This window comes from Streptomyces sp. TE5632 (assembly GCF_054061295.1).
Map to the genome: position 1 here is coordinate 2922311 of NZ_JBSSEA010000003.1, position 23789 is coordinate 2946099.

Genomic DNA, 23789 nt, shown 5'->3' on the forward strand with positions numbered 1-23789 from the left:
GGTCGACGTCGCGTGGGTGTCCTGTGGCCATGCTCGGTCCGTGGGGCCAAATGCGTTCTAAAGGGGATCCTCTCGGATGTCCTTGGTCTCGCGGGCCGTTGAGTCCTTTGTACTCCAGGTTCGAAGCAAGCGGAAGTGCTGGACCCGCTTCTTTACTTTTAGGTTCAAATATGTGTCAATCGGGCAATCGTTCGGCGGGGAGGAACCGGCCTGTCGACGCGCCGTGCGCGGTGGCCGGTCAGGCCACCGTCGCCCGGCGTCGGCTCGTGTACCAGACCAGACCCGCGGTGGCCGCGGCGGCGCCTATGGCGGCAGCCGCCATGAGGGCCGGGCGAGGAGGTACGGAGAGTGCGGGCAGGCGCTGCTTGAGCCGTACGGGCCGGTGGAAGTCCAGGACCGGCCACTCGCGCGCGACCGCCTCGCGGCGCAGTGTCCGGTCCGGGTTCACGGCGTGCGGATGGCCCACGGACTCCAGCATCGGCAGATCGGTCGCCGAGTCGCTGTAGGCGTAGCAACGGGCGAGGTCGTAGCCCTCGGATTCGGCCAGCTCCCTGATCGCCTCGGCCTTGGTCGGGCCGTACGCGTAGTACTCCACCTCCCCGGTGAAGCATCCGTCGTCGCCCACGACCATGCGGGTGGCCACGACCCGGTCCGCGCCGAGCAGCTCGCCGATCGGTTCGACCACCTCGGCGCCCGAGGTGGACACGATCACCACGTCGCGGCCGGCGGTGTGGTGCTGCTCGATGAGGGTGGCGGCCTCGTCGTAGATGATCGGGTCGATCAGGTCGTGCAGGGTCTCTGCGACGATCTCCTTGACCTGTTGGACGTTCCAGCCGCGGCACAGCGCGGACAGGTACTTGCGCATCCGTTCCATCTGGTCGTGGTCCGCGCCGCCGGCCAGGAAGACGAACTGGGTATATGCGGTGCGCAAGGCTGCCCTGCGGTTGATCAGGCCGCCTTGGTAGAACGACTTGCTGAACGTGAGCGTGCTCGACTTCGCGATGACCGTCTTGTCCAGATCGAAGAAGGCTGCTGTGCGGGGCAGTGAGTGGTTTTCCACGCCTTGAGCATAGGCGCAGCCCATTCGGCGTAAGGTGTGGCGCGTGGGTTTGCCTGAGAGGCCTCTCGGGTACACCATGGAAGTCACGGATCGTTCGCGACCGTGCTAACCCGGTCCGGCTCCTCCCCCCCCGAGTCGGCCGTGGGGACGACCCCCGCTCTCCCCCCCGGCGGGGGTCGTCGCATGTCCGGGTGGGTTTTCCCCTTTTTTTCCATGACCAAGGCGTGATCGGGCGACCGGGACCGATCGAGATTTGGCATGGGCATGACTCTCAACTCTGTGTAGTCGCGGGATTGCTCTGCGGAGGCCGCGCGGGGGTGTGCCGGGTTCGCCGGTATGGGTGACGGCGATATTCACAACCGCTGGCCCGTCCACAGTTTTTGACCAAGATCCACATGATTTCCCGGATCGCTGCACCGTGATTCCAGCGCGTCCCGCTCGCGGCGAGTTCATCGCCGGTTCCGTTTTGCCGAGTCGCGTATGGCCGGTTTCTGGCGGCCGTTCATATGGAGACCGCTTGCCGGTTCTTCACACGTTTGGGAATCGCGGGGCCGCAGGAGCGCCGCGAGATGCAGCGAAGGGGGACGAAAATGGCAGGAACTGTCACACACGATCCGCCGCCCGCCGCCGGAGGAGGCAGGCAGGGCGGACCGCTGATCGTCACCGAAGACCCCGGACTTCTCGACGATCTGCTGCGTCTGTGCGCCGCGGCCGGCGCCACCCCGGAGGTCCACCACGGAGTTCCGGAGCCGAGAGGCAGCTGGGAGGCCGCGCCGCTCGTCCTCGTCGGCGACGACGCCGCTCGGCGCGTACGCGGTGCCGCGCGTCGGCGAGGCGTGGTGCTGGTCGGCCGCGACCAGGACGACTCCGGGGTCTGGCGCAGGGCCGTGGAGATCGGCGCCGACCATGTGCTGATGCTGCCCGACGGCGAGCAGTGGCTGGTCGACCGTATCGCCGACGTGGCCGAGGGCGTCGGACGGCCGGCCCTGACCGTCGGCGTCCTCGGCGGCCGGGGCGGGGCGGGAGCCTCCACCCTGGCATGCGCGCTCGCCGTCACCTCGGCGCGGGAGGGGCTGCGCACCCTCCTGGTGGACGCGGATCCGCTGGGCGGCGGACTCGACGTGGTGCTCGGGGGCGAAACGGCGGAAGGGCTGCGCTGGCCCGCGTTCGCCGCCTCCCGGGGGCGGGTCGGCGGGGGAGCCCTGGAGGAATCGCTGCCCGAACTGCACTCGCTGCGGGTGCTCAGCTGGGACCGGGGCGACTGCGTCGCCGTACCGCCCCAGGCGGTACGGGCGGTGCTCGCCGCGGCCCGGCGCGGGGGCGGCACGGTCGTGGTCGACCTGCCCCGCCGCGTCGACAGCGGGGTGGCCGAGGCTCTTGCGCAACTCGACCTCGGGCTCCTGGTCGTCCCCGCCGAGCTGCGCGCCGTCGCGGCAGCCGGACGGGTCGCCTCCGCCGTCGGCATGGTCCTGCGCGACCTGCGAGTGGCGGTGCGCGGCCCGTACATGCCCGGCCTCGACGACCGGGAGGTCGCCCGGCTGCTCGGACTGCCCCTCGCCGGCGACGTACCCGTCGAGCCCGCCCTGCAGCGTCCGTCCGGGGCGGGACAACCACCCGCGGCATCCGGCCGGGGCCCGCTGGCCCGCTTCTGCAAGGAGTTCTGGGAGCGGGCGCTGGTGGAGGCGAGGGCGGCATGAGCATCAGGAGCAGCATCAGGAGGGCGGAAAGGCCGGGTCGCACGCCGGTGGGCGGCCCGGAGAGCGCGGCGCTCGACAGGACACACGGTGTGCCGCCGACGGGCCTGCGGGGCGCGGCCTCGGTCGGGGCACCGATGAGGGGAGAGACGTCCGGCACACCGGTGGGCGGGCCGGGGACGCCTCCAGGCCTGCTCGACGGGGTACGGCGGTGGCTCGCGGAGAGCGGGTCCGAGCCGACGCCCGCGCGGGTGGCGCAGGCACTGCGGGAGCAGGGGCGAGTCCTGGGCGACGCCGAAGTGCTGAGGGCCGCCGAACACCTGCGGTCCGAGCTGATCGGCAGCGGCCCGCTGGATCCGCTCCTCGCCGACCGGTCGGTGACCGATGTGCTCGTGTCGGCACCGGACCGGGTCTGGGTGGACCGCGGCGGCGGACTGGAGCTCACCCGCGTCTCCTTCCCGGACGCGGTCGCCGTACGGCGGCTCGCCCAGCGGCTCGCCGCCGTGGCCGGCCGGCGCCTGGACGACGCCCGGCCGTGGGTGGACGCGCGGCTGCCCGACGGGACACGGCTCCACGCGGTGCTCCCCCCGGTGGCCGTCGGCTGCACCTGCCTGTCGCTGCGGGTCGTACGGCCCCGCGCCTTCACCCTGGACGAACTCACGGCGGCGGGAACGGTGCCACCGGGCGGCGACCGGATCCTGCGCGCACTGCTCGACGCGCGACTGTCCTTCCTGGTCAGCGGCGGCACCGGGACCGGGAAAACCAGCCTGCTCAGCGCTCTGCTGGGGCTGGTCGGACCGGACGAGCGGATCGTCCTCGCCGAGGACTCGGCCGAACTGCGGCCCGACCATCCACACGTCGTACGCCTGGAAAGCAGGCCCGCGAACCAGGAGGGCGCCGGACTCGTCACGCTCGAGGACCTGGTGCGCCAGGCACTGCGGATGCGGCCGGACCGGCTGGTCGTGGGGGAGGTGCGCGGCCCCGAGGTGGTCCACCTCCTGGCCGCCCTCAACACGGGACACGAAGGCTCGGGGACCGTCCACGCCAATGCCGCCGCGGACGTGCCCGCCCGGCTGGAGGCGCTCGGCACGGCGGCCGGGCTCGAGCGGTTCGCGCTGCACAGTCAACTGGCGGCCGCCCTGTCCGTGGTGCTGCACCTCGTACGTGACCGGGGCGGCCGGAGGCGGATCGCGGAGGTGCACGTGCTGGAACGGGACCCGTCGGGGCTGGTGCGGACGGTGCCCGCGCTGCGGTGGGCTCCGGACGCCTTCGCCCACGAGCCGGGGTGGGAGCGGCTGCGGGAGCTGCTCCGGAACGGGAGTGGGGGCGGCGGACGGTGAGCGGGTCGAGGTGGTGGCAGGTGAGCGGGTGGGAGCGGTCGAGGGCGAGAGGGGAGCGAGGGTGAGCGGGACTGCCGGGATGTCGATCGGGGCGGCCACGGCGTGCCTCGGGGGCGCCGCGTGGCTGCTGGGCGGCAGACGGGCCGGAGTCAGGCGGGTGCGACTGCTGCTGACCGACGGGGGAGCCGTCGGGAACGGGCCGCCGGGGTGGCCCCGGGTGGTTCGCGAGTGGGGGCGGATCCGTGGACGGCTGCGGGCCGAATGGTGGGCGCCGGCTGCCGGAGCGGTGCTGGCGCTGCTGGGTTCGTCGGTGTTGCCGGTCGTCGCGGGGGTGGCCGGGGTGCCGTTGCTGCGGCGGGTGCGGCTGGCCGCTCGGGAGCGCCGGATCCGAGAGAACCGGGCCGACGCGGTGATCGCGCTGTGCGGGGCGCTCGCCGGTGAGGTGCGTGCCGGGCGGCAGCCGGGTGAGGCGCTGCCGCCGGCCGCGCGTGATTCCGGCGGGCTCGGCGAAGCGCAGGCGGCGGTGCTGGCGGCGGCGCGGTTCGGCGGGGACGTCCCGGACGGGCTCGCGGCGGCGGCACGGCAGCCGGGCGCCGAGGGGCTTCGAGGACTCGCCGCGTGCTGGCGGGTCGCCGTCGACCAGGGGGCAGGGCTCGCGGCCGGACTCGACCGGCTGGAAGCGGCGTTGCGTGCCGAACGGGACCAGCGCGGTGATCTGCGCGCCCAGCTGGCCGGTGCCCGTGCCACCGCGGTGATGCTCGCCGGGCTCCCGGCTCTGGGGCTCGGGCTCGGCGCGGCCCTCGGGGCCGACCCGCTGCACATCCTGCTGCACACCGCGTCGGGGTTCGGCTGCCTCGTGGCCGGCGGGGTTCTGGAGGGCCTGGGGCTGTGGTGGGTGCTGCGGATCATGCGGGGAGCCGAGGAGACATCGCCATGAGCGGCGAGGTCGTCCACAGGCTGGGGGTGTTCGTGGGGGCGGCGCTGGTGATCGGCTGTTCGGCCTGGTGGCTGCGCCGGACGCGGTGCGAGCGCCGGGTGCGGCGACGGCTGGCCGGGATGTCGGCCGTGGAGCCGCCGGCCTCCCGGCCGCGCCTCGCCGTGCCGGGAACCGCGCGGCGTTGGCTGCCCCCGGTGGGTGTGGCGTGCGCGGGATGGGCGCTGGTGGGCGGCCTCACCGGAGTGCTGGTGGGGCTGGCCTGCGCCGTCGGACTGTGGCGGTGGCGACTGCGGCAGACGGCTGCCGAAGCGCACGTGCGGGAGCGCGAGGCGGCCGGTGCGGCACGGCAGCTGCCCCTCGCCGCCGATCTGCTGGCCGCCTGTATCGCGGCGGGCGCCGGTCCGGTACCGGCCGCGCAGGCTGTCGGTGAGGCCCTGGGCGGGCCGGTCGGGGATGCGCTGGCGCGGGGCGCGGCAGAGGTCCGGCTCGGCGGTGAACCGGGTGCGGCCTGGCGGCGGCTGGCCTCCGTGCCGGGAGCCGCTGCCCTGGCCCGGCTGCTGGAACGGGCCGACGTGTCCGGGCTTCCCATGGCCGCGCCCGTCGCGCGGCTCGCCGCGGAGTCCCGTGCGCAGCGGGCACGCGCGGCGACGGCACGGGCGCGGCGGGCGGCCGTCATGGTCACCGCACCCGTGGGGCTGTGCTTTCTGCCCGCCTTCATCGCGGTCGGCGTGCTGCCCGTGGTGATCGGGCTCGCCGGCGGGGTGCTGGGAGGGGGTGAGCCGCTGGGGCGGTGAGCAGGACGAACAGCCGAGTGGTTTCGACAGAGCTTTTCTGTAGGGGATTTTTAGGGGAGTTGAGATGTATCAGGTGGTACGGGCGCGGCTGCGTGCCCTGGTGTGCAGGATGCGGGCGGCGCGGAGGGACACCGGAATGGTCACTTCCGAGTACGCGATGGGCATCGTGGCGGCGGTGGCGTTCGCCGTGGTGCTCTACAAGGTGGTGACGAGCGGCCCGGTCGACGCGGCGCTGACGAGGATCGTGGAGCAGGCGCTCGATGGCCGGATGTGAGCGTCGGGCGGACGAGGGGCCCTGTGCGTGGCGTGCGCGTCGTGCGGACCGGGGGTTCGTGACGGCGGAGGCGGCGATGGTGCTGCCTGTGCTGGTGATGTTCGCGATGGCGCTGGTGTGGGGGCTGCTGGTGGTGGCGGTGCGGATCCAGTGCGTGGACGCGGCCCGCACGGGTGCCCGTGCGGCGGCCCGGCAGGATCCCCCCGGCGCGGTCGTCGAGGTGGCCCGCCGGGCGGCGCCGTCCGGGGCGGAGGTCACCGTGAGCCGGGAGGCGGCGCGGGTCCGTGTGGTCGTCGTGGCCAAGCCCCCGGTGCTGCGCGGGCTGCCCTTCGACGTACGGGAGGAGGCGGTGGCCGCCGTGGAGGAGACGGTGGGGGCGGGCACATGAAGAGTGAAGGGTTCCGTAACCGGCGCCGGTGGCTGAACGGCCGGCTCCCCGGCGGGGGCCGCGGACGTGACCGCGGGTCCGCGGCCGTCTGGAGTGTCGGGATGATCGCTGTGCTGTGCGTCGTCTTCGGTGTCGTCCTGGCTCTCGGCCAGGCCGCCGTGGTCCGGCATCGGGCGGCCGGGGGTGCGGACCTCGCCGCGCTGGCGGCGGCGGACCGGTGGATGGACGGCGAGGCGGCGGCCTGCGCACGGGCCGACCGGGTGGCGCGGGCGCAGCACACCCGCCTCGTGCGGTGCGCGGTCGACGGCGAGGTCTCGGACGTGTCGGTGGCCTCGGGACGAGAGCCGTTCGCGGCGGAGGTCAGGGCACGGGCGGGGCCTGCCGGCCCTCCGCCGCCGACGGTTCCTCCGTCGGCACCGGGGCCCCCTCCAGCAACACCGTGAGCAGCCGTACCGCACCCCGCTTGTGCAGAGGGTCGTTGCCGTTGCCGCACTTGGGGGACTGGATGCAGGAGGGGCACCCGGCCTCGCACTCGCAGGACGCGATGGCCCGCCGGGTGGCGGTGAGCCAGTCGCCGGCGGTGCGGAAGGCACGCTCCGCGAAACCCGCCCCGCCCGGATGCCCGTCGTAGACGAAGACGGTGGGCAGCAGGGTGTCGGGGTGCAGGGGGACGGAGACGCCGCCGATGTCCCAGCGGTCGCAGGTCGCGAAGAGGGGCAGCATGCCGATCGACGCGTGCTCGGCGGCGTGCAGGGCACCGCCGAGGATCTCGGGGTTGATCCTGGCCCGGTCCAGTTGGTCCTCGGTGACCGTCCACCACACCGCGCGGGTGCGCAGCGTACGAGGAGGCAGGTCGAGTTTCGTCTCGCCCAGTACCTCGCCGGTGACGACCCGTCGACGCAGGAAGGAGACCACTTGGTTGGTGACCTCGACGGAGCCGAAGCACAGGCGGCCGTCGCCCCACGGGATCTCGGTGTCCGTCTCCAGCACGGAGATGGACGTCGTGTCACGGGCGACCGTCGTGTAGGACGGGGAGGCCTGCTCGACCAGGGCGACGGAATCGTCCAGGTCGAGGGAGCGGACGAGATACGTGCGGCCCTGGTGGAGGTGGACCGCGCCCTCGTGGACGGCCGTGTGCGCGGCGCTCGCGTCCACCGTGCCGAGCAGTTGTCCGGTGGCGGACTCGACGACCTGGACCGGTCGGCCGCCCTCCCCGCGGATGTCGGTCAGGTCGGCGGCCCGCTCCCGGCGGGTCCAGTGCCAGGCCTTCGTCCGGCGGCGGAGCAGCTTCGCGGCCTCCAGTTGCCGCAGGAGGTCCTCGGTGGCCGGACCGAACAGTTCCAGGTCCTCGTCCGTCAGGGGCAGTTCCTCGGCCGCCGCGCACAGGTGCGGGGCGAGTACGTAGGGGTTGTCGGGGTCGAGGACGGTGGATTCCACGGGCCGGTCGAACAGGGCTTCGGGGTGGTGGACGAGGAAGGTGTCCAGGGGGTCGTCGCGGGCGACCAGGACGGCGAGGGCACCCTGTCCGGAGCGTCCCGCACGGCCCGCCTGCTGCCACAGGGAAGCACGGGTGCCCGGGTAGCCGGCGATCACCACGGCGTCCAGGCCGGAGATGTCCACGCCGAGTTCCAGGGCGTTCGTCGCGGCGAGTCCGAGGAGTTCGCCGGAGTGCAGGGCGCGTTCGAGGGCACGGCGCTCCTCGGGGAGATAGCCGCCCCGGTAGGCCGCCACGCGCCGGGCCAGTGAGCGGTCGCCCGCGGCGCCGGCGGCTGATGTCACTTCGGCGAGGCGTTCCTGTGCGATCACCGAGATGAGCTCGGCGCCGCGCCGGGAGCGTACGAAGGTGACCGAGCGGACGCCCTGGACGGTGAGGTCGGTCAGCAGGTCGGCGGCCTCGGCGGTGGCCGTACGGCGGACGGGGGCGCCCTTCTCGCCGTGCAGCTCGGTCAGCGGGGGCTCCCAGAGGGCGAACACCAGTTCACCGCGCGGTGAGGCGTCGTCGGCGACCTCGACCACCGGCAGCCCGGTGAGCCGGCGGGCGGCGACCGCGGGCTCGGCGGCGGTCGCGGAGGCCAGCAGGAAGACGGGCGAGGAACCGTAGCGCGCACAGAGGCGGCGCAGCCGGCGCAGCACCTGGGCGACGTGCGAGCCGAAGACACCCCGGTAGGTGTGGCACTCGTCGATGACGACGTACTTCAGCGACTTCAGGAAGGAGGACCAGCGGGGGTGGGAGGGGAGCATGGCCCGGTGCAGCATGTCCGGGTTGGTCAGGACGTAGTTGGCGTACTGGCGGATCCACTCGCGTTCCTCGAACGGGGTGTCGCCGTCGTGGACCGCCGCGCGCACCGAATGGCCCAGAGGTTGTGAAAGTTCCTTCACGGCGCGGCACTGGTCGGCCGCGAGGGCCTTGGTGGGGGCGAGGTAGAGGGCGGTCGCGCCCCGGCCGTTCGGGGCCTCGGAGCCGTCCAGGAGCGCCGACAGGACGGGCGTGAGGTACGCCAGGGACTTGCCGGAGGCGGTACCGGTGGCGACCACGACCGACTCGCCGTCCAGGGCGTGCTCGGCGGCCCGTGCCTGGTGGGCCCAGGGACGGTCGATGCCCGTCGCCCGCACGGCGGCGAGCACCTCCGGGCGAATCCGGTCCGGCCAGAGGGCATGGCGACCCGCTCGCGGGGGCAAGTGCTCCGTATGTGTGATGCGCGAAGCCCGGCTCGGCCCGGCGGCGAGCCGGGACAGGAGCGCCCCCGGCGCGGGCTGGGAAGCGCTGTCCGTCAGGGGCCGATCGGGTCGGAGATTCTTGGCCATCGGCACCGAGTGTGTCACCGGCATGACGGACAATGGGACCAAGGCGTCGTGCACGCCTGCCGGTAAGTGATTGAATGCCATCGCGGCTGGCGAACCGTCCCGGGGGCTGAGCCGAGATGCCCCAAGGGCGACCGCTCGATAGCTAGGTGCTGGAGGATCCGTGGACCTGTCCCTGTCGACCGAGACCATGGGCGATCGCACGATCGTCAGGGTCGGTGGCGAAATCGACGTATATACCGCGCCCAAGCTGCGCGAGCAGCTGGTCGAGCTGGTGAATGACGGCAGTTTCCACCTTGTCGTCGACATGGAGGGTGTGGACTTCCTGGATTCAACCGGACTCGGCGTGCTGGTCGGCGGCCTGAAGCGGGTGCGTGCCCATGAGGGCTCGCTCCGCCTGGTCTGCAACCAGGAGCGCATTCTCAAGATCTTCCGTATCACCGGCCTCACCAAGGTGTTCCCGATTCACACCTCGGTCGAGGAAGCGGTGGCGGCCACCGACTGATCATCGGGTCCGGGCGTCCGCGTCCGGGCAGAGCAGTGAAGCACGAGGAGGACCGGGCTCTGCGACAGCCCGGCCTCTCCACCGCACGCCCGAAGTCTGCGAGGGGGATGCATGGCCACCGTTGAGCTCCGCTTCAGCGCGCTGCCCGAGCATGTCAGGACCGCCCGACTGGTGGCGGCGGCGGTGGCGCGCAGGGCCGGAGTGGACGAGACGGTCCTCGACGAGGTCCGGCTCGCCGTCGGTGAGGCGTGCAGCCGGGCCGTCGGACTCCACCAGAACGGTGGAATCCCGGCCCCCGTGAAGGTGCTGCTGACCGAGGAGGAGAAGCAGTTCTCCATCGAGGTCGGTGACGAGGCACCCCATCCGGCTCCCGGCGGGCGGACGCCCGGCGGCGGGCCGGGAGGAGCCGAGGCCGAGATCGAGGAGGACGAGATGGGCCTCGCGGTCATCAGCGGACTCGTCGACGACGTCGAGGTCAGTTCCGGGGAGCACGGCGGAACGATCCGTATGAGGTGGTCCACCATGCCGCCGGCCACCTTCCACGGCTGACCCGCCCGACCGCTTGCCCTGGCCGACCACCCGGCCACCCGACCCGAGTCACCCGAACAGCGACTTCTTTTCCGAAGGGCCCCACCCGTGGGGCCCTTCGGCATGTGCGGGTGTCACCACTCACGCTTACTGTGGTTTCTGTTCCGCCGTTCCCGTGCGGTTCACCGCGTGAATTCATTCACGATCCATCGGGCGATCGGTGAATGCTCCAGAGGCATTACAGGTGATCATGGCGTGAAGAGTATGTGCGGCGATTTACATTTAACGCGCTCTGTTTCGATCAGGTTCCGGGTACCTAGAATCCCGTCCACATCTTGAGCTCAGCCCAAGCGTCAAGGAGGACGAATGGCGGGGCTTTCCGTCTCACATCAGCCGGGCCAACCCATCTCTCTCGCAGCAGCCGTGCTGACCGACGACAACCGTGTGCTCGTGGTGGTCATCGGGGTCGTGGCACTGGCGGCACTGGTGGTCGCGGGCGTCCTGGTGCGCCAGGTACTCGCGGCCGGCGAGGGCACCGACAGCATGAAGGAGATCGCCGCAGCGGTCCAAGAGGGCGCGAACGCCTATCTGGCCCGCCAGCTGCGCACACTCGGCGTTTTCGCCGTCGTCGTGTTCTTCCTGCTCATGCTGCTGCCCGCGGACGACTGGAATCAGCGTGCCGGACGATCGGTGTTCTTCTTGATCGGAGCGGCGTTCTCGGCGGCCACCGGATATATCGGTATGTGGCTCGCCGTACGCACCAACGTGCGAGTCGCCGCGGCGGCCCGCGAGGCCACACCGGCTCAGGGCGAGCCGGAAAAGGATCTCACCGCCGTCTCGCACAAAGCGATGAAGATCGCTTTTCGTACGGGCGGCGTGGTCGGCATGTTCACCGTCGGGCTCGGCCTGCTGGGTGCCACCTGCGTGGTGCTCGTCTACGCGGCCGACGCGCCGAAGGTGCTCGAGGGCTTCGGGCTCGGGGCCGCGCTGATCGCGATGTTCATGCGTGTCGGCGGCGGCATCTTCACCAAGGCCGCCGACGTCGGTGCCGACCTGGTCGGCAAGGTCGAGAAGGGCATTCCGGAGGACGATCCGCGCAATGCCGCGACCATCGCCGACAACGTGGGCGACAACGTCGGCGACTGCGCGGGCATGGCGGCCGACCTGTTCGAGTCGTACGCCGTGACGCTGGTGGCCGCGCTGATCCTGGGCTCGGCCGCCTTCGGCGACGCCGGACTGGCCTTCCCGCTGCTGGTGCCCGCGATCGGCGTCCTCACCGCGATGGTCGGCATCTTCGCGGTGGCTCCGAGACGCTCCGACCGCAGCGGCATGAGCGCGATCAACCGCGGGTTCTTCATCTCCGCGACGATCTCCCTCGTCCTTGTCGCGATCGCCGTGTTCACCTATCTGCCGTCGTCGTACGCCGACCTCGACGGCGTCACCGACGAGGCGATCCAGGGAATGGACGGCGACCCGCGGATCCTCGCACTCGTCGCGGTGGCCATCGGCATCGTGCTCGCCGCCCTGATCCAGCAACTCACCGGTTACTTCACCGAGACCACCCGGCGTCCCGTCAAGGACATCGGCAAGACCTCGCTCACCGGCCCGGCCACCGTCATCCTCGCCGGTATCTCCCTCGGGCTCGAATCGGCCGTCTACACCGCCCTGTTGATCGGCCTCGGCGTGTACGGGGCCTTCCTGCTCGGCGGCACGTCGATCATGCTGGCGCTGTTCGCGGTGGCGCTGGCCGGCACCGGCCTGCTCACCACGGTCGGTGTGATCGTCGCGATGGACACCTTCGGACCGGTCTCCGACAACGCGCAGGGCATCGCCGAGATGTCCGGCGACGTCGAGGGCGCGGGCGCCCAGGTGCTCACCGACCTGGACGCCGTCGGCAACACCACCAAGGCCATCACCAAGGGCATCGCCATCGCCACGGCCGTGCTCGCGGCGGCGGCGCTGTTCGGCTCGTACCGTGACGCCATCACCACCGGCGCGAGAGACGTGGGCGAACGGCTCAGCGGCGAGGGCGCGCCGATGAGCCTGATGATGGACATCTCGCAGCCCAACAACCTCGTCGGGCTCATCGCGGGCGCGGCGGTCGTCTTCCTCTTCTCGGGGTTGGCGATCAACGCGGTCTCGCGGTCGGCGGGTTCGGTGGTCTTCGAGGTGCGGCGGCAGTTCCGCGAGAAGCCCGGGATCATGGATTACAGCGAGAAACCGGAGTACGGCAAGGTCGTCGACATCTGCACCAGGGACGCCCTGCGCGAACTCGCCACACCCGGTCTGCTGGCCGTGATGGCACCCATCTTCATCGGGTTCACGCTCGGCGTCGGGGCGCTCGGCGCCTTCCTCGCGGGCGCGATCGGCGCGGGCACGCTGATGGCGGTGTTCCTCGCCAACTCCGGTGGCGCGTGGGACAACGCGAAGAAGCTCGTCGAGGACGGCCACCACGGCGGCAAGGGCAGCGAGGCCCACGAGGCCACCGTCATCGGTGACACCGTCGGCGACCCCTTCAAGGACACCGCGGGGCCGGCCATCAACCCCCTGCTGAAGGTGATGAACCTGGTGGCGCTGCTCATCGCGCCCGCGGTCATCCAGTTCTCCTACGGCGCGGACAGGAGCGTCGCCGTACGGGTACTGATCGCGGTCCTGGCGCTGGCCGTGATCGCCGGTTCGGTGTACGTGTCCAAACGACGCGGTATCGCCATGGGTGACGAAGGCAACTCCGAACCTGATCACAAGTCGGTCGACCCGGCGGTGGTTTCGTAGGTCAAGTCACCGAAGGCATGCTCAAGGAGCGGGCGGGCGGCGCGAGTTGACGCGTCGCCCGCCCCGCGCCGTGCGGTGCGCGCCCCCCTGCCGTGAGCCTTCTCTCGCTTGGTGCAAATGGCTTCAAAAATTGCCTTGGCGGACGTTCGGCGGGGGGATGTCGCCCATCTGGCGTGTATGTTCCGGGGCCGGGAGCCAAGGAAGGGGCCAATCCGGTGAACAAGAAGCTCGCGGCCGCACTGTCCGGCGGTGCGGTACTGGTACTGGCGCTGACGGGATGCGGCGGCGACGACGGCAACGAGAAGCTGGATTCCTGGGCGAACCAGGTCTGTGACGCGGTGCAGCCGCAGGCGAAGAAGATCGCGGCCGCCAACGCCGCGATCCAGAAGGAGACCTCGGACAACAGCACGCCGGAGGATGTCCAGAAGACCGACTCGAAGGCCTTCCAGGACATGTCCGACGCCTACAAGGCGATCGGCGCGGCCGTGAACAAGGCGGGGGCGCCGGACGTCGAGAACGGCGAGAAGAAGCAGACGGACGCGGTCAAGGAACTCAACGGCATCTCCGCGTCGTACGCCTCCCTGAAGAAGCAGGTCGACGATCTCGACACGGACGACCAGGCGAAGTTCGCCGACGGCCTGAAGGACATCGCCACCGAGCTGGACAAGCTAAGCAAGAGCGGCAACAACGCCCTCAAGACACTGGAGGAGGGCGAGGTCGGCCAGGCGATGGCCCGCCAGCCCAGCTGCAAGGCGGCCACCGCTCCGGGGCAGGCCACGCAGAGCTGACGACTCGGCAGCCGAGGCCGTCACGGCGGTCGTGGGGGTGTGGCCGTCGTGGGGGCGTGGGGGTCACGGCACGCGTGGGGCGAGGGCGGCGGACACAATGGAGGGTGTGAGTAACACCGGCCTGCCGCCCTTGCCCCTGTCCCCCTCGGTCCCCTCGGCTCCTCCGGCTCCTTCGCCCGGCCGCTCCGACACCGCCGCCCGTCTCCGCGACGCGCTGCTCGGAGCCTCCTTCACCGCCGACGGACTGCTCGAACTGCTCGGCGCTCCCGCGTACGCGGCGCTGGCCCGCAGCGAGACCGTGCCCGCGTTCCGGGCGACGCGCGGGGACACACCGCTGGAGACACTCGTACGACTGTTCCTGTTGCAGCAACCCGTGCCCCACGCGCGCGTGGCGGACGTTCTGCCGGTCGACGCCTGCCTGGCGGACGGGTGGCTGGCGCGCGTCGGCGCGGACGAGCTCACCGCGACCGTGGACGTACGGCCGTACGGCGGGCCCGCGGGCGAGGACTGGTTCATCGTGTCCGACCTGGGGTGCGCGGTCGGCGGCGCCGGCGGCGTCGGCAGCCGGGAGGAGGGAGTCGTCCTCGGCGTCGGCGGGGCGTCCATGACCCTGGCCGGGATCACCGTCCGCACGCCCGCCGCCTCCGCGCTCGACCTCGGCACCGGCTCCGGCATCCAGGCGCTGCACGCCACCCGGCACGCCACGCGCGTGACGGCGACGGACGTCAACCCGCGCGCGCTGCACATCACCGCGCTCACCCTGGCCCTCTCCGGGGCCCCGGCCGCCGAGCTGCGCGAGGGGTCGCTGTTCGCACCGGTCGGAGAGGACGAGACGTACGACCTGATCGTGTCCAACCCGCCCTTCGTGATCTCGCCGGGCGCGCGGCTCACCTACCGCGACGGCGGGATGGGCGGGGACGATCTGTGCCGCACGCTCGTTCAGGAGGCGGGGGAACGGCTGCGTGAAGGCGGGTTCGCGCAGTTCCTCGCCAACTGGCAGCACGTCGAAGGGGAGGACTGGCAGGACAGGCTCAGGTCGTGGGTGCCTCGCGGGTGCGATGCCTGGATCGTGCAGCGCGAGGTGCAGGACGTGACTCAGTACGCCGAGCTGTGGCTGCGGGACGCCGGCGACCACCGCGGCGACGCGGCCGACTACCAGGCACGCTACGACGCCTGGCTGGACGAGTTCGAGGCGCGCGACGTGAAGGCCGTCGGCTTCGGCTGGATCACCCTGCGCAAGTCGGGCGCCGCCCTGCCGTCGGTCACGGTGGAGGAGTGGCCGCATCCGGTCGAGCAGCCGCTCGGGGACACGGTGCGGGCCCACTTCGAGCGGCTCGACTACCTCCGTGCGCACGACGACGCGGCGCTGCTCGAGGCGAGCTTCCGGTTGGCCGACGAGGTCGTTCAGGAGCAGGTCGGGCTGCCCGGCGCGGAGGACCCGGAGCACGTGGTGCTGCGCCAGAACCGCGGAATGCGCCGGGCCACCAGGGTGGACACGATCGGCGCGGGCTTCGCGGGCGTGTGCGACGGCACGATGAGCGCGGGCCGCATCCTCGACGCCATCGCCCAGCTCCTCGGCGAGGACCCGGTGCTGCTGCGCGACCGTACGCCCGCCCAGATCCGGCTGCTGGTGGAACAGGGGTTCCTGGAACCGGTGGGGTGACGGGGCGCGGCCGCGAGGGCGGCGGGTGACCGGTGGCGCGGTAGCGAGGGCGGCGGGTGCCCGGTGGCGCGGCGCGCGCGGTGCGGGGAACGTGCCCGGTGGGTGCTCGGAAGAGTGTTCGGTTCGCCAACTTTCGAGTCGTTCCGGACACCCTCACCGGGAGCCGGGCCGCGCCCGGCCGCCGTCCCACCCGCCCCCGTCGTCCCTGCGTTCACCTTCGGTTCGCCTGCGCGCCGCTCGTGCGTGTCAGCCTCATCCCCGGGCCGGCGTCAGCGGCCGCGGGAAGGGGCTCAGGGAACGATGGAGAGCGGACCGGCGATCTTCGCGGGGCTGGTGTTCTGCCTGTTCGGGGGCGGGCTGCTGGCCTGGACCGTGACGTGCGTCCGCCGACGTCGCCCCGTGGCCCAGGGTGTGAGCCCCGTCGCATCGGCCGGCGTCGCGAGCCTCGTCTCGTTGATCTCTCTCGTCCTCGGCGCATGGTGTCTCACCCGCCTCTGAGGACCGTCGGCGAACTGGGGATTCGAGTAATCGAGAGGTCGCGCTCCGCAGGGGAGCGGGCCGGGTCTGGACAGTCCGGGCGGCAGGAACGGTGCAAGTCGGGTTACCGTTCGAGTGGCCGTTGCGGGCTTTTCCCGTTTGACACGGGGGCGGGAGGTACCGTCACACTCCGCAGCGTCACGAGCCGTGAATGCAGACCCGACCCCGGGAGGAAAGCCCGGGGAGGCCCCAGTGTCGACCGGAGAGAAGAGCGAAGTTGTCCCCGACCAGCGAGACCGCGAAGGGCGGCCGCCGACTCGTCATCGTCGAGTCGCCTGCCAAGGCGAAGACGATCAAGGGCTATCTCGGCCCTGGCTACATCGTCGAGGCGAGCGTCGGGCATATTCGCGACCTTCCCAACGGCGCCGCGGAGGTGCCCGAGAAGTACACCGGTGAGGTCCGCCGTCTCGGTGTGGACGTCGAACACGACTTCCAGCCGATCTATGTGGTCAACGCCGATAAAAGGGCCCAGGTCAAGAAGCTCAAGGACCTGTTGAAGGAGTCCGACGAGCTCTTCCTCGCCACCGATGAGGACCGCGAGGGCGAGGCCATCGCCTGGCATCTCCAGGAAGTCCTCAAACCGAAGATCCCGGTCAAGCGGATGGTCTTCCACGAGATCACCAAGGACGCGATCCGCGAGGCCGTGGCCAACCCGCGCCAGCTCAACCAGAAGCTGGTCGACGCCCAGGAGACCCGCCGCATCCTCGACCGTCTCTACGGCTACGAGGTCTCGCCGGTCCTGTGGAAGAAGGTCATGCCCCGGCTGTCCGCCGGCCGTGTCCAGTCCGTCGCCACCCGGCTCGTGGTCGAGCGGGAACGCGAGCGCATCGCGTTCCGTTCCGCCGAGTACTGGGACCTGACAGGCACCTTCTCCACCGGTCGCGCGGGGGATGTCTCCGACCCGTCGTCGGTGGTCGCCCGCCTCCAGAGCGTCGACGGCAGGCGTGTCGCGCAGGGCCGCGACTTCGATTCCCTGGGACAGCTCAAGAGCGCGAACACCCTCCACCTCGACGAGGCGAACGCCCGCGCCCTGGCCGCCGCCCTGGAGAACACGCGGTTCGCGGTCCGCTCCGTCGAGTCCAAGCCGTACCGCCGCTCGCCGTACGCCCCGTTCCGTACGACGACGCTGCAGCAGGAGGCGAGCCGCAAGCTCGGCTACGGCGCGAAGGCCACCATGCAGATCGCGCAGAAGCTGTACGAGAACGGCTACATCACCTACATGCGTACGGACTCGACGACGCTGAGCGAGACGGCGATCGCCGCCGCCCGCGCCCAGGTCACGCAGCTGTACGGCGCCGACTACCTGCCGCCGCAGCCGCGCACCTACGCCGGGAAGGTGAAGAACGCCCAGGAGGCGCACGAGGCGATCCGGCCTTCGGGCGACCGTTTCCGCACCCCTGCCGAGACCGGTCTGACCGGCGACCAGTTCCGGCTCTACGAGCTGATCTGGAAGCGGACCGTCGCCTCCCAGATGAAGGACGCCACCGGCAACTCCGTCACCGTGAAGATCGGTGGCACCGCGTCCGACGGCCGGGACGTCGAGTTCACCGCGTCCGGCAAGACCATCACCTTCCACGGCTTCCTGAAGGCGTACGTCGAGGGCGCGGACGATCCGAACGCCGAGCTCGACGACCGCGAGCGCCGGCTGCCGCAGGTCGCCGAGGGCGACGCCCTCACCGCCGAGGAGATCTCGGTCGACGGCCACGCCACCAAGCCGCCGGCCCGCTACACCGAGGCGTCGCTGGTCAAGGAGCTGGAAGAGCGGGAGATCGGCCGCCCGTCGACGTACGCGTCGATCATCGGCACGATCCTCGACCGCGGCTATGTGTTCAAGAAGGGCACGGCCCTCGTGCCGTCCTTCCTCTCCTTCGCCGTGGTCAACCTGCTGGAGAAGCACTTCGGCCGGCTCGTCGACTACGACTTCACCGCCAAGATGGAGGACGACCTCGACCGCATCGCGCGCGGTGAGGCGCAGTCCGTGCCGTGGCTGAAGCGGTTCTACTTCGGCGAAGGCACCGGCACCGGCAACGGCGGCGCGGCCGAGGCGGGCAACGGCGACGGGGACCACCTCGGCGGCCTCAAGGAGCTGGTGACCGACCTGGGCGCGATCGACGCGCGCGAGGTGTCGTCGTTCCCGGTGGGCGACGGCATCGTGCTGCGGGTCGGGCGCTACGGCCCGTACGTCGAGCGCGGTGAGAAGGACGCGGAGGGCCACCAGCGGGCCGACGTCCCCGAGGACCTGGCGCCCGACGAGCTGAGTGTGGAGTTCGCCGAGGAACTGCTCGCCAAGCCGAGCGGCGACTTCGAGCTGGGCACCGACCCGGCGACCGGTCGCCCGATCGTCGCCAAGGACGGCCGCTACGGCCCGTACGTCACGGAGATCCTTCCCGAGGGCACGCCGAAGACCGGCAAGAACGCGGTCAAGCCGCGCACGGCCTCCCTCTTCAAGTCGATGTCCCTGGACACGGTGACGCTCGACGACGCGCTGAAGCTGATGTCGCTGCCGCGCGTGGTCGGCGCCGACGCCGAGGGCGTGGAGATCACCGCACAGAACGGCCGCTACGGGCCGTATCTGAAGAAGGGCACCGACTCGCGGTCGCTGCAGTCCGAGGAACAGCTCTTCACGATCACGCTGGAGGAGGCGCTGGCGATCTACGCCCAGCCCAAGCAGCGTGGCCGGGCCGCGGCCAAGCCGCCGCTGAAGGAGCTGGGTGAGGACCCGGTCAGCGGGAAGCCGGTCGTGGTGAAGGACGGCCGCTTCGGTCCGTACGTCACCGACGGCGAGACCAACGCGACCCTGCGCTCCGGTGACAGCGTCGAGACGATCACCCAGGAGCGCGGGTTCGAGCTGCTGGCCGAGAAGCGCGCCAAGGGGCCCGCCAAGAAGACGGCCGCCAAGAAGGCCCCGGCCAAGAAGACGGCCGCCAAGAAGGCCCCGGCGAAGAAGACGGCGGCGGCCAAGAAGACCGCAGCGAAGACCACGACGGCGAAGAAGGCGACGGCGGCCAAGACCGCCGCGAAGAAGGCGGCGGCCGCGAACGGCGCCGAGGACTGAGGCACCTTCAGGACCCCGTGCGGCACGGCGGTCCGTCGTCCGCTCCCAGGTGTGGATCTTCGCCAAGGGTTCGGAATGCGAACGCCCCGGCAACACTTCGGTGCCGGGGCGTGCGCATGTCAGGGCGGAGCGCCGTGGTGTCGGCGCGGGCCGATAGGCTGAACGCATGATGCGAGCCGAACCGCCAGCGGCCCCTCAACCGGCCCCCGACGACGCACTGGTCGCGGACTCCCGCGAGCGCGCCGTCCGCGCCCTGCTGCGCCGTCCGCAGCTGAAGCGGCTGTGGAGCGCGCAGTTCGTGGGCGGCGTCGGTGACATCCTCGCCCTCCTCGTGCTGGTCCTCCTCGCCCTCCAGGCGGCGATCGCCGAAGGTTCGTTCGGCGGCGGCTACCTGGGCGTCGCATTCGCAGTGGCGACCGTTTTCGGGGTGCGGATTCTCGCGACGCTGCTGTTCGGCGCCGTGCTCCTCGGCCCGCTCACGTCGCTCACCTCGCCGGACGGACCGCTGGACCGCCGCTGGACCATGGTCGGCGCGGACGGGCTGCGGGCGGCCCTGCTCATCGTCGCCCCGCTGTGGATCGACTGGACGCCCGACAACACCCTGGCCGTCCTCCTCGTCACCGTCTTCGTGACATCGGTCGCCGAGCGGTTCTGGACGGTGTGCCGGGAGAGTGCGGCGCCCGCGCTGCTGCCCGCCCCGCCCCCGGAGGGCGCGACGGTGCGGCCGTTGCCGGACCACATGGAGGCGCTGCGCCGCCTGTCGCTGCGTACGTCCTTCGTGGTGGTGCCGGTCGCGGCCCTCGTGCTCGTCGTCGCCGGGCTGTTCAACAACCTGCTGGGTGCGGGCATCGCCTGGTTCGCCCAGCACCAGGCGGCCCTCGCCTCGTATGTCGCGGCCGGACTGTTCGCCGCGTCGCTGTCGATACTGACCTTCCTCGAGCTGCCCGCCGTGCGCACTCCGCGCCCGCGCTCGCCGCTGGAGGGGCTGCGCCGCCCGAAGAGCACCGCCGGCGCCGGCCCCGACAAGGGCCGCACCGGTGTGATGCCGCTGCTGGTGCTGGCGTCCGCCCTGGTGGCCGCCGCGGTGTCGGCCGCCGTCGCGGTGTTCGTGCTGCACGCCACGGACCTGGGCGGCGGGCCCGTGCTCTACGGCCTGCTGGTGGGCGCGCTGACCGGCGGTGTCGTCGTCGGCATACGGACGGCGCCCGCCCTGCTGCCGTCGCTGTCGCGCCGCCGCCTGCTCGCACTGGCGCTCGCCTTCACCGGCGTCGCGCTGCTGGCCGCCGGTCTGGTGCCGGACGTCACCAGCGTGCTGCTGATCGTCGCGCTGGCCGGCGTGGGCGCGGGCATCGCGGCCAACACCGGGCACACGCTGCTCGACCAGGAGACCGAGGACCAGCGGCGGGCCCGTACGACGGAGCACCTGCACGCGGTCGTCCGCGTCTTCGTGGCACTCGGCGCGGTGATCGCCCCGCTGGTGGCCGCGGCCATCGGGACGCACCGGCTGGAGAGCGGCCGGTTCGTCTTCGCGCACGGCGGTGCCGCGTTCACGCTGATGCTGGTGGGCGCGCTGCTGCTGCCGGTGGCCGCGCTCGTGCTGGCCAAGGTCGACGACCGTTCCGGGGTGCCGCTGCGGCAGGACCTGCGGGACGCGCTGCTCGGCGGCGACGACCCGGTGCCGGTCGCGGCGGGCGCCGGTTTCTTCATCGCCCTGGAGGGCGGCGACGGGGCCGGGAAGTCCACGCAGGCCGAGGCGCTCGCCGAGTGGATCCGGGCCAAGGGCCACGAGGTCGTCCTCACGCGCGAGCCGGGGGCGACCCCCGTCGGCAAGCGGCTGCGGTCGATCCTGCTGGACGTCTCCAGCGCCGGACTGTCCCACCGCGCGGAGACGCTGCTGTACGCGGCGGACCGGGCCGAGCACATCGACACGGTCGTACGGCCCGCACTGGAGCGCGGCGCCGTCGTCATCTCCGACCGCTACATCGACTCCTCGGTGGCCTACCAGGGCGCCGGACGCGACCTGTCCCCGACCGAGATCGCCCGTATCAACCGATGGGCGACCAACGGCCTCGTGCCGCACCTCACCGTGCTGCTGGACGTGGCGCCGGAGACCGCGCGCGAGAGGTTCACCGAGGCACCGGACCGGCTGGAGTCGGAACCCGCCGAGTTCCACGCGCGCGTGCGGGCCGGTTTCCTCACCCTGGCCGCGGCCGACCCCGGCCGGTACCTGGTGGTCGACGCCGGTCAGGAGCCGGACGCGGTCGGCACCGTGATCCGGCACCGGCTCGACCAGGTGCTGCCGCTCTCCGAGGCCGAGATCCAGGCTCGTGAGGAGGCCCGGCGCAAGGCCGAGGAGGAGGCCCGCCGCAAGGCGGAGGAGGAAGCGGCGCGCAAGGCCGAGGAGGAGCGCCTGGAGCGCGAGCGCCAGGAGCTGATGGCGCGGCTGCGTGCCGAGGAGGAGGAGCGCAAGCGGCGCGAGCTGGAGGAGGCGCAGCGGCGCGAGGCCGAACGGCAGGCGGAGGAGGCCCGGCAGCGCGCCGAGGAGGCCGCCCGCCGAGCCGAGGAGGAGCGCCGGCGGCTCCTCGCCGAGGAGAAGGCGCGGGCGGAGGAGGAGGTCCGGCGCAGGGCGGAGGAGGAACGCCGCCGCAAGCAGGCCGAGGAGGAGGAGCGGCTGCGCGCCGAGGCCGAGGCGCTGCGCCTGGAGAAGCAGCGCAAGGCCGAGGACGCGCTGCGGCGGGCCGAGGAGGCCCGACGCAGCGCGGAACGGGCCGCGGCCGCGGCGGAGACGGGTCCCAAGGCGACGGACGGGGCCGGTTTCTCCGGGGCGGCGCCGGGCGCCACGGACGAGACGGCGGTGCTGCCGCGGGTGCCGGGCAAGGGTCGGCGTGACGCAGGGCCCGCCGGTTCCTCCGGGGCGACGGCGCCGTCGATGCCGCCGACGCCGTCAGCGTCGTCAGCCTCGTTCGGGCCTTCCGAGGCCGAGGTGACGACCGAGCTGCCGCAGGTGTCGGTTCCGCCCCGGGCGGCCGACGAGACCGAGGTGCTGCCCGCTGTGCCGCCGCGGGGTGACGTGGAGGAGACGGCGGTGCTGCCCGCGGTCACGCGGGATGACAATGAGGCGAGCACACGCGAGTTGCCCCAGGTCGACCTCGAGAACATGCCGGGCCGGAACAGGCAGCGTCCGGACTGGGCCGAAAAGACCCCGCTGGACGACCTGCCGACGCTGGCGGACGAGCTGCTGGGCCCGCGCGACGACGAACGCGGCGAGGGGCGCGGCGACGGGCACGGCGAGCGCGGCGACGAGGGCGGCCGGGGCCGCCGCCGCTGACATGAGTGGCGGTGCCTCGTACGCGGTGAACATGATGGAGGCGCGGCGGATGGAAGGACGGCGGATGGAAGGACGGCGTGACCCATGACCGTGTGGGACGACCTCATCGGGCAGCAGCGGGTGAGTGAACAGCTCACCGCCGCCGCCCGGGACGCCGACGCCCTCGTCACCGCCGCGGCGGCCGGCGCCCCCGCGCCGACGGCGTCGAAGATGACCCACGCCTGGCTGTTCACGGGCCCGCCCGGCGCCGGACGCCACCAGACGGCGCGTGCCTTCGCCGCCGCGTTGCAGTGCGTCAGCCCCGACCGCGCCCTCGGCGGAACCCCGGGCTGCGGATTCTGCGACGGCTGCCACACCGCCCTGATCGGCACCCACGCCGACGTGAGCACGATCACCGCCGTCGGCGCGATGATCCTGGTGCGCGACATGCGCGACACCGTCCGCAAGTCGTTCACCGCCCCGGCGAACGGCCGCTGGCAGGTGATCCTCGTCGAGGACGCCGAGCGGCTGAACGAGAGCTCCGCCAACGCCGTCCTCAAGGCCGTGGAGGAGCCCGCCCCCCGCACGGTCTGGCTGCTCTGCGCCCCGTCCGTCGAGGACGTCCTGCCGACGATCCGCTCCCGCTGCCGCCACCTCAACCTGAGCACGCCGTCCGTGGACGCCGTCGCCGACCTGCTCGTCCGGCGCGAGGGCGTCGAGCCGGACGTGGCGGCGGCCGTCGCCCGCGCCACCCAGGGCCACGTCGACCGGGCCCGCCGCCTGGCCACCGACCCGGCGGCCCGCGAGCGCCGCGCCGCCGTGCTGAAGCTGCCGCTGCGGGTCGACGACGTCGGGAGCGCGCTCAAGGCGGCCCAGGAACTCGTCGACGCCGCTGCCGAGGACGCCAGGCAACTGGCCGAGCAGATGGACACCAAGGAGACCGACGAGCTGAAGGCGGCGCTCGGCGCGGCCCAGGGCGGTCGGCTGCCGCGCGGTACGGCGGGCGTGGTCAAGGACCTGGAGGACATGCAGAAGCGCCGCCGAACGCGTACGCAGCGGGACAGCCTCGACGTGGCCCTGACCGACCTCACCAGCTTCTACCGCGACGTCCTCGCCCTCCAGCTCGGCTCCCGCGTCGCCCTCGCCAACACGGACACCGAGGACGCCCTGGAGCGCCTGGCGCGCGGAAGCTCCCCCGAGTCCACACTCCGCCGCATCGAGTCGATCGCCGCCTGCCGCGACGCCCTCGACCGCAACGTGGCCCCGCTCCTGGCCGTGGAGGCGATGACCATGGCGCTCAGAGCGGGCTGAACCCGCGCGTCCCGTAACTCGTACGGGGCACGGG

General features: G+C 72.2%; 18 protein-coding genes. 16 read left to right on the forward strand and 2 right to left on the reverse strand.

The genetic code is table 11. The features are described 5' to 3' along the window. Positions 1 to 238 precede the first annotated feature (238 nt). Positions 239 to 1084, reverse strand: a complete 846-nt coding sequence (locus tag ACVW19_RS18580; protein ID WP_457460469.1) for an HAD family hydrolase — start codon at positions 1082 to 1084, stop codon at positions 239 to 241. Between the two features lie 566 nt (positions 1085 to 1650). On the opposite strand from ACVW19_RS18580, the gene ssd reads away from it, so the two are divergent. From ssd to ACVW19_RS18615, 7 genes are all read left to right on the forward strand, one after another. Next, complete coding sequence (gene ssd / locus ACVW19_RS18585; protein ID WP_457460470.1) at positions 1651 to 2757, forward strand: septum site-determining protein Ssd; 1107 nt, start codon at positions 1651 to 1653, stop codon at positions 2755 to 2757. Positions 2758 to 2891: 134 nt separating this feature from the next. Then, positions 2892 to 4094 (forward strand): TadA family conjugal transfer-associated ATPase, encoded by a 1203-nt coding sequence (locus tag ACVW19_RS18590; RefSeq protein WP_457464668.1) that lies wholly within the window; start codon positions 2892 to 2894, stop codon positions 4092 to 4094. 79 nt (positions 4095 to 4173) lie between these two features. Beyond that, on the forward strand, positions 4174 to 5031 hold the full coding sequence (locus ACVW19_RS18595; RefSeq protein WP_457464669.1) for a type II secretion system F family protein: 858 nt from the start codon (positions 4174 to 4176) through the stop codon (positions 5029 to 5031). After that, entirely contained in the window at positions 5028 to 5825 is a 798-nt protein-coding gene (locus ACVW19_RS18600; RefSeq protein ID WP_457460471.1) for a type II secretion system F family protein, read from the forward strand. Before ACVW19_RS18595 ends, ACVW19_RS18600 begins: the two co-directional genes overlap by 4 nt. 64 nt (positions 5826 to 5889) lie before the next feature. Then, positions 5890 to 6099 carry a DUF4244 domain-containing protein gene (locus ACVW19_RS18605; protein ID WP_109377237.1) on the forward strand — a complete coding sequence of 70 codons (210 nt, stop codon included), beginning with the start codon at positions 5890 to 5892 and terminating at the stop codon, positions 6097 to 6099. Beyond that, positions 6086 to 6487 (forward strand): TadE family type IV pilus minor pilin, encoded by a 402-nt coding sequence (locus ACVW19_RS18610; RefSeq protein WP_457460472.1) that lies wholly within the window; start codon positions 6086 to 6088, stop codon positions 6485 to 6487. Before ACVW19_RS18605 ends, ACVW19_RS18610 begins: the two co-directional genes overlap by 14 nt. Before the next feature lie 101 nt (positions 6488 to 6588). Beyond that, positions 6589 to 6930 (forward strand): Rv3654c family TadE-like protein, encoded by a 342-nt coding sequence (locus ACVW19_RS18615; protein WP_457460473.1) that lies wholly within the window; start codon positions 6589 to 6591, stop codon positions 6928 to 6930. Here the strand turns inward: ACVW19_RS18615 and ACVW19_RS18620 are convergent. Continuing rightward, positions 6848 to 9373 (reverse strand): DEAD/DEAH box helicase, encoded by a 2526-nt coding sequence (locus tag ACVW19_RS18620; RefSeq protein WP_457460474.1) that lies wholly within the window; start codon positions 9371 to 9373, stop codon positions 6848 to 6850. The genes ACVW19_RS18615 and ACVW19_RS18620 overlap by 83 nt on opposite strands. 79 nt (positions 9374 to 9452) lie before the next feature. Between ACVW19_RS18620 and bldG the strand changes: the two genes are divergently transcribed. The 9 genes from bldG to ACVW19_RS18665 all read left to right on the forward strand — a co-directional run bounded on the left by bldG (position 9453) and on the right by ACVW19_RS18665 (position 23755). Continuing rightward, positions 9453 to 9794: an anti-sigma factor antagonist BldG gene (gene bldG, locus ACVW19_RS18625; RefSeq protein WP_003991900.1), complete on the forward strand. Its 342-nt coding sequence runs from the start codon at positions 9453 to 9455 to the stop codon at positions 9792 to 9794. Positions 9795 to 9905: 111 nt separating this feature from the next. Then, positions 9906 to 10343 (forward strand): ATP-binding protein, encoded by a 438-nt coding sequence (locus ACVW19_RS18630; RefSeq protein ID WP_457460475.1) that lies wholly within the window; start codon positions 9906 to 9908, stop codon positions 10341 to 10343. Positions 10344 to 10688: 345 nt separating this feature from the next. After that, entirely contained in the window at positions 10689 to 13094 is a 2406-nt protein-coding gene (locus tag ACVW19_RS18635; protein ID WP_457460476.1) for a sodium-translocating pyrophosphatase, read from the forward strand. Positions 13095 to 13309: 215 nt separating this feature from the next. Next, positions 13310 to 13882 carry a small secreted protein gene (locus ACVW19_RS18640; protein ID WP_457460477.1) on the forward strand — a complete coding sequence of 191 codons (573 nt, stop codon included), beginning with the start codon at positions 13310 to 13312 and terminating at the stop codon, positions 13880 to 13882. A gap of 97 nt (positions 13883 to 13979) precedes the next feature. After that, positions 13980 to 15545, forward strand: coding sequence for a DUF7059 domain-containing protein (locus tag ACVW19_RS18645; protein ID WP_457460478.1), 1566 nt, complete (start codon positions 13980 to 13982; stop codon positions 15543 to 15545). A gap of 300 nt (positions 15546 to 15845) precedes the next feature. After that, positions 15846 to 16043, forward strand: coding sequence for a hypothetical protein (locus ACVW19_RS18650; protein ID WP_457460479.1), 198 nt, complete (start codon positions 15846 to 15848; stop codon positions 16041 to 16043). A 256-nt stretch (positions 16044 to 16299) separates the two neighbouring features. Further along, positions 16300 to 19137 carry a type I DNA topoisomerase gene (topA, locus tag ACVW19_RS18655; RefSeq protein WP_457460480.1) on the forward strand — a complete coding sequence of 946 codons (2838 nt, stop codon included), beginning with the start codon at positions 16300 to 16302 and terminating at the stop codon, positions 19135 to 19137. Positions 19138 to 19303: 166 nt separating this feature from the next. Continuing rightward, positions 19304 to 22465: a dTMP kinase gene (gene tmk, locus ACVW19_RS18660; protein WP_457460481.1), complete on the forward strand. Its 3162-nt coding sequence runs from the start codon at positions 19304 to 19306 to the stop codon at positions 22463 to 22465. An 84-nt stretch (positions 22466 to 22549) separates the two neighbouring features. Further along, entirely contained in the window at positions 22550 to 23755 is a 1206-nt protein-coding gene (locus tag ACVW19_RS18665) for a DNA polymerase III subunit delta' (protein WP_457460482.1), read from the forward strand. Positions 23756 to 23789 lie beyond the last annotated feature (34 nt).